Source organism: Nocardia sp. NPDC055321, assembly GCF_053645575.1.
The window spans coordinates 150479-160943 of the sequence record NZ_JBSHMS010000014.1; the positions used below are offsets into that span (position 1 = coordinate 150479).

Consider the following 10465-nt stretch of genomic DNA (forward strand, 5'->3'; position numbering starts at 1 on the left):
CCCTTTCGGGGCGCCGCCGCTCGGCGTTTCACGCGGAGCCGATCAGGCCCGCGGGGGAATCACTCCGCCCAGACGCTCTCGATCGGGGTGCCCGCGGTCGGCGGCGGGGTCGGGGTGCCCGCCGGGGTGCGCGAGAAGCGCGGGGCGGGCGCGTGCTGCACCACGCCCTCGATCTCGATCAGGCCGGTGCGGGCCTGGATGTGCGGGTTCTGCTCGGCCTCGGTGAAGGTGAGCACCGGGGTGGTGCAGGCGTCGGTGTGCTCGAAGATCGCCCACCACTCGTCGCGGGTCTTGGTCTTGAACTTGTCGGTGAACAGCTTGCGCAGCTGGTCCTGGCCGTTCGGATCGATCTGGTAGGGCAGGCCCTCCGGGTCGATCTCGAGGCCCTTCAGCAGCTCGGCGTAGAACTGGGGCTCGATACAGCCCACGGCCATGTACTTGCCGTCGGAGGTCTCGTAGGTGTCGTAGAAGGCCATGCCGGTGTCGAGCAGGTTGGTGCCCCGCTCGTCCGACCACAGGCCCATGCCCTTCATGCCCCAGATCATGTGCGAGAGCGCGAGCGAGCCGTCGATCATCGCGGAGTCGATGACCTGGCCCTTACCCGAGTTCTGCCGTTCCACCAGCGCGGCCAGGATGCCGAACACCAGGAACATCGACCCGCCGCCGAAGTCGCCGACCATGTTCAGCGGCGGCACCGGGCGCTCGCCCTTGCGGCCGATGGCGTTGAGCACGCCGGTCAGCGAGATGTAGTTGATGTCGTGCCCGGCGCGATCGGCCATCGGGCCGTACTGACCCCAGCCGGTCATGCGGCCGTAGACCAGGCGCGGGTTGCGCTCGAGGGCGACGTCCGGGCCCAGGCCCATGCGCTCGGTGACGCCGGGCCGGAAGCCCTCGATGAGCACGTCGGCCTTCTCGATGAGGCCGAGCACCTGCTCGATGTGCGCCGGATCCTTGAGGTTGGCCTCGACGATGGTCCGCCCGCGCCACTGCGGGCGCTCCATCTGACCGGGCAGCTGGTTCGGGCGCTGCACCCGCACCACGTCCGCACCGAGATCGGCCAGCAGCAGCGCCGCGTGCGGACCCGGGCCGATGCCGGCCAATTCGACTACGCGGACACCCGCGAGCGGGCCCTGCTTGGCGGTGGATGGTGTGCTCACGCCCTACCTCGGTTCATCGTCGATCCCTGTGCGCACCGGCTCTGGCCGCACGTGTTGACAGTATGACAATAGCCGCGAGGGCTCCCGTGGTGAGTGCCGCCACAATTGCGCCCCGACGCTATTCACCCAGGTCGTCCGGTTACTTCGCCGACTTCGCCCGGACAGGGACGCCCCCGCTGGGCGACAATGCGGGTAACCACGAGCCTGGAGGACCGTAAGTTGAGCGCAATGGGTGAGGTGCTGGTCGGCCTCGCGATTCTGATCGGCCTGCTGGGGGTCATCGTGCCGATCCTGCCCGGGGTGATTCTCATCCTGGCGGCGATTCTGGTGTGGGCCGTCATGACCGGGGGAGCGTCGGCCTGGATCGTGTTCGCGGTCTGCACAACGTTTCTCGTCATCAGCGGCATCATCAAGTACACCTGGCCGGGCGCGAAACTACGCGAGGCCGGGGTGCCCAGCCGCTCGCTGATCCTGGGCGCGGTTCTCGGCATCATCGGATTCTTCGTGGTGCCGGTGGTCGGGTTGTTCCTGGGATTCGTTGTCGGCGTCTATGTTTCGGAGCTGCAGCGGTTGCGCGAGCAGCAGCCGGCCTGGCAGTCGACGGTGCACGCGCTCAAGGGCGTCGGGCTCTCGATGCTGGTGGAACTGTTCGGCGCGCTGCTGGCGGCGGGCATCTGGGTGGTCGCCGCCGTCGCGATCTGAGCCGGCGCCGGACAGGGACGCGGGAATCCGCCGGTGCGCGAACCGAATTCGGTCAGCGCTCGATCCGGCGGAACGGAATCGTGTCCGGCGGAGGCGGTTTCGGCAGTTCGGAGCGGTGCAGTCGCAGCGTCGGCGCGTCCGGTCCGTGCCGCGGCCGGGCCGGCGCGGGCGGGACGACGGGCCGCTGTTTGGCGGGCAGCCGGTAGAAGGCGCGCGCGTTGTCCTCGAGCACCCGGTGCAGATCACCGCCGACGGTCTCGGCGATGACGTCGATATCGGTGTTGCGGAACGGGCGACCGGCCCGCGCGCCCGGCAGATCGGAGCCGAACATCAGGGCCTCGGGACTGACCGCGTGGATCTTGCGCAGCGCCGAGGCCACGTCCATCGAGACCCGCCCGAAGCCGGACGCCTTCACCTTGGCGCCCCGATCGACCAGGTTCAGCAGGTACGGCAGGCATTCGTCGGACATGCCCATGTGGTCGATCGAGAGCCGGGGCAGCTTGGTGATGACCGGCTCCAGCGAGCCGAGCATGGAACCGTCGATGTACAGCTCCACGTGCCAGCCCACGAGGTCGTAGGCGCGCAGCGCGAGCATGGTGAGCCCGACGATGTCCCCGCCCGCGCGCTTGAGGTTGAACCGCAGCGCCCGCACCCCCGCGCGGTCGAGATCCACGATCTCGGCGTCGGTGGCGTCCACGTCCAGATTGGTCACCCCGACCCAGCCCGCGCCCAGTTCGGCGAGGGCTGCCCGGAGATAGCTCTGATCGGTGCCCTGGAAGGACCCGCTGACCACCGCACCGCCGTCGATATCGAAGCGCGACATGCGCCGCCGATAGTCGGCGATGGTGTAGGGGTCGGGTAGGTAGCCTTCGTTCTCGATCAGCGGAAACCGCGGATCGATGATGTGGACATGGGCATCGAACACTTGATCAGCATGCCTCGAGACGGTGACAAGTGCGTAAGACCTTGTCCACCTGGCGGATTCGGCCAGGTCAGGCGGTCAGGAAACGGTTGATCAGGAAACCTTGTCCGGCTCGCTGGCCCGCAGCATGTCCTCGCGCTCGACGACCTTCACGCGCTCGCGGCCCTCGGGCTCGCCCAGGGCGCGCTCGTGCGCGTCCAGGCGGTACCAGCCGGCCCAGGTGGTGAAGGGGATGCCCTTGCCCTCGAGGAACTCGGTGACGGCTTCGAGCTCGGGCTTCGGGGCCGGGACGAAGTTCGCGACGTCGTCCAGCAGGCAGGCGATGGTCTCGTTGGCGTCGCCCTTGGTGTGGCCGATGAGGCCGACCGGGCCGCGCTTGATCCAGCCGGTGACGTAGGTCTGCGGCACGTAGCGCTCGGCGCCGTCGGCGTCCTCGTTGCCCAGCACGCGACCGGCCTCGTTGGGCACGGTGCCCGCCTGGTCGTCGAAGGGCAGCGAGGGGATGTTCTGCGACAGGTAGCCCACGGCCCGGTAGATCGCGGTGACGTCGAAGTCCTTGAACTCGCCCGTGCCCTTGACGTTGCCGGTGCCGTCGAGGGCGGTGCGCTCGGTGCGCAGGCCGATGACCTTGCCGTCGGCGTCGCCCAGGATCTCGGCGGGGTTCTCGAAGAAGTGCAGGAAGAGCTTGTGCGGGCGGTTGCCCACGTCGCGGATGGCCCACTGCTCGAGGGTGTTGCAGATCATGTCGACCTGCTTGGAGTGGCGGCGAGCCGCTTCCGAACCCTCGTCGTAGTCGATGTCCTCGGGATCGACGATGACCTCGATGGTCGGGGAGTGGTCCAGCTCGCGGAGCTCGAGCGGGGTGAACTTGGCCTGCGCGGGACCGCGGCGTCCGAAGACGTGGACCTCGACGGCCTTGTTCTCCTTGAGACCGTCGTAGACGTTCGGCGGGATCTCGGTCGGCAGCAGTTCGTCGCCGGTCTTGGCGAGCACGCGCGCGACGTCGAGGGCGACGTTGCCGACGCCCAGGACCGCGACCTTCTCCGCGTGCAGCGGCCATTCGCGGGGCACGTCCGGGTGGCCGTCGTACCAGGAGACGAAGTCGGCCGCGCCGAAGCTGCCGTCCAGGTCGATGCCCGGGATCTCGAGCGCGCGGTCGGCGTTGGCGCCGGTGGAGAAGATGACCGCGTCGTAGAACGTGCGCAGGTCTTCCAGGGTGATGTCGACGCCGTAGTCGATGTTGCCGAGCAGGCGGACCTGCGGCTTGTCCAGGACCTTGTGCAGGGCGGTGATGATGCCCTTGATGCGCGGGTGATCGGGCGCGACGCCGTAGCGGATCAGACCGAACGGCGCGGGCATGCGCTCGTACAGGTCGATGCTCACCCCGTCGAAACCGGCGGGGGTATCGGACTTCATCAGCGCGTCGGCGGCGTAGATTCCGGCCGGGCCCGCGCCCACGATCGCAATGCGAAGCGGGCGGGTCGCTGCATCGGTTCCCGCAAGCTGTTCGGTCATTCTTCGCGCACCCTTTGGTCGAAAACTATCTTGCCGTCAAGTCTCAGCCGTCGTTCTTAGCTTAGGCTAAGTTGACGCCCTGGCTTCGAGTGAACCACCCTACGGGCCCCGAAGCTGCAGCGTTGCTGCTCTGTACTGCGATTCCCGGCCTCGCGGGGGAATTGTGCCGATTCTATCGGTGGTATGGACCACCCCCCGCGCCGGTGCGGTCAACTGTGGGCATGCTCTCCCCGGGCGCGGTCCGGTGTCGCCGCCGGGACACCCGCCCCGAGCAGGCATGATCAAGGTCATGAGCGAGGACGCGGACCAGCCCGAACGTATCGATCAGCGTGAGTCCAGAACCATGCTGCCGTTCCTGATCGCCATCGGCGTCACGGTCGTGGTGATCATCGGCATCGTGGTCTCGGCCCTGCTGTCGCCGGCTGAGAAGAATGTCACAGACAAGGATCGGCTGGCGAAGTCCGCGCGCAACTTCATCGAATCCCGCAGCGGCACCGACGCGCTGGATCCGTCGACCGCGTGCCCGGGCTTCGACGAACAGCGCTCGCCGCTGCGGACCGAGACGGGCGAAAAGGCCGGGAAGTCAACGCTTGTCAAGCTGACCGACCCGAATGTCCAGGGCGACCGCGCCACCGCGCAGGTGACCTGGCGCGCCGACGACCGCGATTCCACCTCGACCTGGACTTTCACCAAGACCGATGGGGCGTGGCTGGTGTGCAATTCCTGACCGCCCGCACGGTTTGACAGTGAGGCCCCATGTCGGTCAATCTCAACCCAGGTCATGAGTATCAGCGCCAAGCCCCGGCTGGCTGGTCGGCAACCCTCCTCCGCGGTGGGGTGCTCCGGGTGACGACCTGGCCGCGCATCGGGCAACGGTGCGGCAAGTGCGGATTCACAGGAGGTTCGAAGTGAGCTACGCGGGTGACATCACGCCGAAGCAGGCGTGGGAACTGTTGCGCGACAATCCGGATGCGGTGCTGGTCGATGTGCGCACCGAAGCCGAATGGCGTTTCGTCGGCGTCCCCGACACCAGCGGCATCGGCCGCCCGACGGCGTTGATCGAATGGGTCGACACCAGCGGCGCGCGCAATGCCCGGTTCGTCGATCAGCTCCGCGAGGTGCTGGCCGACCGGGCCGCGGACTCGGACGCGCCGGTGATCTTCATCTGTCGCTCCGGGCAGCGTTCCATCGGCGCGGCGACCGCCGCGACCGCGCTCGGGCTCGCTCCGTCGTTCAATGTGCTCGAGGGTTTCGAGGGCGCGCTCGACGCGCAGGGACACCGCGGCGTCGAAGGCTGGCGCGCGGACGGACTTCCGTGGAGGCAGTCATGATCACCGGTGGCGCGTTCGACAAGCCGCTGCCCGAGGGCGTCGGCCCCGCCACGCTCAGTGTGCGAGGTGGCCTGCGGCGCTCGGGTTTCGAGGAGACCTCCGAGGCGCTGTACCTGTCCTCCGGTTTCGTCTACGAGAGCGCCGAGGCCGCCGAGGCGTCCTTCACCGGCGACATCGAGCACTTCGTGTACTCGCGCTACGGCAACCCGACGGTCGCCATGTTCGAGGACAGGCTGGCCCTGATCGACGGCGCCGAAGCGGCTTTCGCGACCGCCAGTGGCATGTCCGCGGTGTTCACCGCGCTGGCCGCGCTGCTGGGCAACGGTGACCGGCTGGTCGCCGCGCGCAGCCTGTTCGGCTCGTGCTTCGTGGTGGCCAACGAGATCCTGCCGCGCTGGGGCGTGGAGACCGTCTTCGTGGACGGCGAGGATCTGGACCAGTGGACCGAGGCGCTGTCGGTGCCCACCCAGGCCGTGTTCTTCGAGACCCCGTCCAACCCGATGCAGTCCCTGGTGGACGTGCGCGCGGTGGTCGATCTGGCGCACGCCGCCGGCGCGAAGGTGGTGCTGGACAACGTCTTCGCGACCCCGCTGCTGCAGCGCGGCTTCGATCTCGGCGCCGACGTGCTCGTCTACTCGGGCACCAAGCACATCGACGGGCAGGGCCGCGTGCTCGGCGGCGCGATCCTGGGCTCGCACGAGTACATCGACGGCCCGGTGAAAAACCTTATGCGCCATACCGGTCCGGCGCTGAGCCCGTTCAACGCCTGGACGCTGCTCAAGGGTCTCGAGACCATGCCGCTGCGGGTGCGCCAGTCCAACGACTCGGCGCTGCGCATCGCGCAGTTCCTGGAACAGCATCCGGCCGTGGCGTGGGTGAAGTACCCGTTCCTGACCTCGCACCCGCAGTACGACCTGGCCCGGGCGCAGATGTCCGGCGGCGGCACCGTGGTGACCTTCGAGTTGACCGCGCCCGAGGCCGAGGCCAAGAAGCGGGCGTTCGAGGTGCTCAACGGGCTGCGGATCATCGACATCTCGAACAACCTCGGTGACGCCAAGACCCTGATCACGCATCCGGCGACGACGACGCATCGGGCCATGGGCCCGGAGGGCCGCGCGGCCATCGGCATCACCGACGGGGTGGTGCGCATCTCGATCGGGCTGGAGGACGTCGAGGATCTGATCGCGGATCTGGATCGCGCGCTGAGCTGATCCCGCTCGAGTAGTAGGCAAGAGGGCCGGAACCGTCAGGTTCCGGCCCTCTTGTCGTTTCCGGGCCGCTCTCCCGGTGTTTCCCGAGTTCCGGGGTCGTCCACGGTCCAAGTATTGACAGCATACTGTCAAATATGACAGGATACTGTCATGACCACGAAGACAGTGCACCTGGCCGTTTACGACACCTTCGCCGATTGGGAGGTCGGGCACGCCACCGCGCACATCAACCGCACGCTGTGGCACCGCGAGCCCGGCGCCTGGCAGATCCGCACGGTCGGTCCGACCACCGACCCGGTGACCTCCATGGGCGGACTGCGCGTCACGCCCGACCTCGCGCTCGCGGATCTGACCCCGGCCGAGAGCGAGATGCTGATCCTGCCCGGTTCGGAGACCTGGGAGCGCGGTGACCTGGCGGCCTTCGGCGCGAAGGCGCGCGAGTTCCTGGCGGCGGGCGTGCCGGTCGCGGCCATCTGCGGCGCGACCTGGGGCATGGCGGTCGAAGGGCTGCTGGACGAGCGCAAGCACACCAGCAACGCGGCGGAATACCTTGCCATGACCGAGTATTCGGGCGGCAAGGGCTTCGTCTACGAGCCGGCCGTCATCGACGCCGACCTCATCACCGCGAGCGGCATCACCCCGGTCGACTTCGCGCACGCCATCTTCGCGCGGCTCGGCCTGTTCGAACCGCATGTGCTCGAGGCCTGGCATCGGCTCTACGGCCACAATGATCCGGCCGGCTTCTTCGCGCTGGCCGACTACGAGGAGAGCCGCGCGGCGGCCGCCACCACCTAGGGGAGACCCTCCGTACGACGGGAACAGCAATGACGCGCTCCGAACAGGAACTGTTCAGTACGGCGGCCATCACCTCGTTCAAGCTCAACGGCCAATTCCTCGCCATCGCCGAGGAATTGGCCGCCCCGGCGGGGCTCACCGCCGCCTGGTGGCAGGTGCTCGGCGCGGTGCTGCCGGATCCGCTGCCGGTGGCGGGCATCGCGCGCGCGATGGGCATCACGCGCCAGAGCGTGCAGCGGATAGCGGATCTGCTGGTGGACAAGGGTTTCGCCGAATACCGGCCGAACCCGCTGCACCGGCGGGCCAAACTCGTGGCCATCACCCCGGCCGGTCACGAGGCGGTGCGCCGGATTCACCCGCAGCACGCCGACATCTCCGCGCGGATGGCCGCGCACCTGGGGGCCGAGCGTTTCGCCGAGATCGTCGACGCGCTCACCACGCTGTCGGCGGCACTGGACGCGCTCGACGCCGAACGGCCGGTCGCGACGAGCTAGGGGCGCCGCCCGGAGTGGTTGCCGTGCAACAGCTTCGCGGATCCGGGCGGACCGGCTGCGGCGTCGCGGCGATATCCGGCGGGTCGGACCGGCGCCGGAACCACGGGTGCGGCCGCACCCTCAGGCGTCGAAGGGCGCCTTGGTCTTGCCGATCAGGTCGGCGACCGAGTGCAGGATGGCGGTGGGCCGGTACGGGTACTGCTCCACCGTCGAGTGGGTGGAGATGCCGGTGGTCACCAGGATCGTGCGCAGCCCGGCCTCCAGGCCGGAGATGATGTCGGTGTCCATGCGGTCGCCGATCATGAGCGTGGACTGCGAGTGCGCGTCGATGCGGCGCAGCGCCGAGCGCATCATCAGCGGGTTGGGTTTGCCCACGTAGTACGGCTCCTTGCCGGTGGCGCGGGTGATCAGGGCGGCGACCGACCCGGTCGCGGGCAGGATGCCCTCGCGCGAGGGTCCGGTGGCGTCCGGATTGGTGGCGATGAAGCGCGCGCCCGCCGAGATGAGGCGGATGGCGGTGGTGATGGCCTCGAAGGAGTACGTCCGCGTCTCGCCGAGCACCACGTAGTCCGGGTCGCTGTCGGTGAGCACGTAACCGATCTCGTGCAGCGCGGTGGTGAGCCCGGATTCGCCTACGACATAGGCGGTTCCGTTGGGGCGCTGGTCGTTGAGGAAGGTCGCGGTCGCGAGCGCCGAGGTCCAGATGGACTCGATGGGAATCTCCAGGCCGGTGTGCCGGAGCCGGGCCTGCAGGTCGCGCGCGGTGTAGATCGAGTTGTTGGTGAGCACCAGGAAGGGAATGTCGTTGGCGCGCAACTCGGCCAGGAACTCGTCCGCACCGGGCACCATGTGGTTCTCGTGCACCAGCACGCCGTCCATGTCCGTCAGGTACGAGAGGATCGGCTCTTCGGTGGAGGTCACGGGTCCGAGTCTAATTTGCCCCCGCATAGCTGCGCCCGTGCGCGGCCCTTTTTGTCTCGTTCTTCACGTTCGCCGCCCGCTGTGCGATATTTCGGCAGCCCGTGACGCGCGCCGCCGCGCGGATCGGTCGCTGTGGGCGAATCGCCAGGTGCGGCGACCGGAATACGGGCGCTGACCGCGCCGGTTGCAGACCTCGGGTGCGACCCCCGGCACACCGGGGCCCGGGGCGGAACTATGGTGCGAAGTAAGCCGTTCGGCACGACGCGTCCATCGCGTCCCGGGCGGCCGGCAGCGGGAGGTTGGCCCGCACAACGAGCGCAACAAGGCGACAGGAGTGGCGCGGTGACAGACCTCAAACTCGGATACAAGGCGTCCGCGGAGCAATTCGGCCCGCGGGAACTGGTGGAGATCGCGGTGGCGGCCGAGGAGCACGGCCTCGACAGCGCCACCGTCAGCGATCATTTCCAGCCGTGGCGGCACAACGGCGGGCACGCGCCCTTCTCGCTGGCCTGGATGGCCGCGGTGGGCGAGCGCACCAAGCGCATCCAGCTCGGCACCTCGGTGCTGACCCCCACCTTCCGCTACAACCCCGCGGTGATCGCCCAGGCGTTCGCGACCATGGGGTGCCTGTACCCCGAGCGCATCATGCTCGGCGTCGGCAGCGGCGAGGCGCTCAACGAGATCGCCACCGGCTACCAGGGCGAATGGCCGGAGTTCAAGGAGCGTTTCGCGCGCCTGCGCGAGTCGGTGGACCTCATGCGCGCGCTGTGGACCGGCGATCGAGTGGACTTCGACGGGCAGTACTACCGCACCGTCGGCGCCTCGATCTACGACGTGCCCAAGGGCGGCATCCCGGTCTACATCGCGGCGGGCGGCCCGCTGGTGGCCCGGTACGCGGGCCGCGCGGGTGACGGCTTCATCTGCACCTCGGGCAAGGGCATGGACCTGTACACCGAGAAGCTGATGCCCGCGGTGGCCGAGGGCGCGGCCAAGGCCGGGCGCACGGTCGAGGACATCGACCGGATGATCGAGATCAAGATCTCGTACGACACCGATCCCGCACTGGCGCTGGAGAATACGCGCTTCTGGGCACCGCTCTCGCTGACCGCCGAGCAGAAGCACTCGATCACCGATCCGATCGAGATGGAGGCCGCGGCCGACGCGCTGCCGATCGAGCAGATCGCCAAGCGCTGGATCGTCGCGAGTGACCCGGACCAGGCCGTCGAGCAGATCAAGCCGTACCTGGACGCGGGCCTGAACCACCTGGTGTTCCACGCGCCGGGCCACGATCAGCGCCGCTTCCTGGATCTGTTCCAGCGGGATCTGGCGCCGCGCCTGCGCGCGCTCTAGCCACGCCCGCACAGCGTTCCACGGTGGCGGGGGGGGGGGGGGCGCCGGCGGGGTGTTTGAGGATGTA

The 10465-nt window shown here is 68.6% G+C and carries 11 protein-coding genes and 1 riboswitch; of the genes, 7 read left to right on the forward strand and 4 right to left on the reverse strand.

Annotated features, from left to right (window positions below; all coding sequences use genetic code 11):
* Positions 1-59: 59 nt before the first annotated feature.
* Positions 60-1157 carry a CaiB/BaiF CoA transferase family protein gene (locus tag ACWIGI_RS23145; protein WP_454204523.1) on the reverse strand — a complete coding sequence of 366 codons (1098 nt, stop codon included), beginning with the start codon at positions 1155-1157 and terminating at the stop codon, positions 60-62.
* 228 nt (positions 1158-1385) lie between these two features.
* Here ACWIGI_RS23145 and ACWIGI_RS23150 point away from each other — a divergent pair, with 228 nt between their 5' ends.
* On the forward strand, positions 1386-1859 hold the full coding sequence (locus ACWIGI_RS23150; protein ID WP_454204613.1) for a DUF456 domain-containing protein: 474 nt from the start codon (positions 1386-1388) through the stop codon (positions 1857-1859).
* A 52-nt stretch (positions 1860-1911) separates the two neighbouring features.
* On the opposite strand, the gene ACWIGI_RS23155 is transcribed toward ACWIGI_RS23150, so the two are convergent.
* Together ACWIGI_RS23155 and ACWIGI_RS23160 are read right to left on the reverse strand one after the other, a co-directional pair.
* Positions 1912-2784, reverse strand: a complete 873-nt coding sequence (locus ACWIGI_RS23155; RefSeq protein ID WP_454204524.1) for an amidohydrolase family protein — start codon at positions 2782-2784, stop codon at positions 1912-1914.
* Between the two features lie 90 nt (positions 2785-2874).
* Positions 2875-4296, reverse strand: coding sequence for an FAD-dependent oxidoreductase (locus ACWIGI_RS23160; protein ID WP_454204525.1), 1422 nt, complete (start codon positions 4294-4296; stop codon positions 2875-2877).
* A gap of 289 nt (positions 4297-4585) precedes the next feature.
* On the opposite strand from ACWIGI_RS23160, the gene ACWIGI_RS23165 reads away from it, so the two are divergent.
* From ACWIGI_RS23165 to ACWIGI_RS23185, 5 genes are all read left to right on the forward strand, one after another.
* Positions 4586-5023 carry an Rv0361 family membrane protein gene (locus ACWIGI_RS23165; RefSeq protein ID WP_454204526.1) on the forward strand — a complete coding sequence of 146 codons (438 nt, stop codon included), beginning with the start codon at positions 4586-4588 and terminating at the stop codon, positions 5021-5023.
* Between the two features lie 50 nt (positions 5024-5073).
* Positions 5074-5189: riboswitch (SAM riboswitch) on the forward strand.
* A 15-nt stretch (positions 5190-5204) separates the two neighbouring features.
* Entirely contained in the window at positions 5205-5627 is a 423-nt protein-coding gene (locus tag ACWIGI_RS23170) for a rhodanese-like domain-containing protein (protein ID WP_454204527.1), read from the forward strand.
* Complete coding sequence (locus ACWIGI_RS23175) at positions 5624-6838, forward strand: O-succinylhomoserine sulfhydrylase (RefSeq protein WP_454204528.1); 1215 nt, start codon at positions 5624-5626, stop codon at positions 6836-6838. The genes ACWIGI_RS23170 and ACWIGI_RS23175 overlap by 4 nt, the downstream gene beginning before the upstream one ends.
* 150 nt (positions 6839-6988) lie before the next feature.
* Positions 6989-7633, forward strand: coding sequence for a type 1 glutamine amidotransferase family protein (locus tag ACWIGI_RS23180; RefSeq protein WP_454204529.1), 645 nt, complete (start codon positions 6989-6991; stop codon positions 7631-7633).
* Positions 7634-7662: 29 nt separating this feature from the next.
* On the forward strand, positions 7663-8127 hold the full coding sequence (locus ACWIGI_RS23185) for a MarR family winged helix-turn-helix transcriptional regulator (RefSeq protein ID WP_454204530.1): 465 nt from the start codon (positions 7663-7665) through the stop codon (positions 8125-8127).
* Between the two features lie 120 nt (positions 8128-8247).
* On the opposite strand, the gene ACWIGI_RS23190 is transcribed toward ACWIGI_RS23185, so the two are convergent.
* Positions 8248-9048, reverse strand: a complete 801-nt coding sequence (locus ACWIGI_RS23190) for an HAD-IIA family hydrolase (RefSeq protein ID WP_454204531.1) — start codon at positions 9046-9048, stop codon at positions 8248-8250.
* A 342-nt stretch (positions 9049-9390) separates the two neighbouring features.
* Between ACWIGI_RS23190 and fgd the strand changes: the two genes are divergently transcribed.
* Entirely contained in the window at positions 9391-10398 is a 1008-nt protein-coding gene (fgd, locus tag ACWIGI_RS23195) for a glucose-6-phosphate dehydrogenase (coenzyme-F420) (protein ID WP_454204532.1), read from the forward strand.
* Positions 10399-10465: the final 67 nt, after the last annotated feature.

Coding starts and splice junctions, on each gene's coding strand:
- ACWIGI_RS23165 (WP_454204526.1), top strand. CDS start 4,586: ATGAGCGAGGACGCGGACCAGCCCGAACGTATCGATCAGCGTGAGTCC.
- ACWIGI_RS23175 (WP_454204528.1), top strand. CDS start 5,624: ATGATCACCGGTGGCGCGTTCGACAAGCCGCTGCCCGAGGGCGTCGGC.
- ACWIGI_RS23185 (WP_454204530.1), top strand. CDS start 7,663: ATGACGCGCTCCGAACAGGAACTGTTCAGTACGGCGGCCATCACCTCG.
- ACWIGI_RS23160 (WP_454204525.1), bottom strand. CDS start 4,296: ATGACCGAACAGCTTGCGGGAACCGATGCAGCGACCCGCCCGCTTCGC.
- ACWIGI_RS23180 (WP_454204529.1), top strand. CDS start 6,989: ATGACCACGAAGACAGTGCACCTGGCCGTTTACGACACCTTCGCCGAT.
- ACWIGI_RS23150 (WP_454204613.1), top strand. CDS start 1,386: ATGGGTGAGGTGCTGGTCGGCCTCGCGATTCTGATCGGCCTGCTGGGG.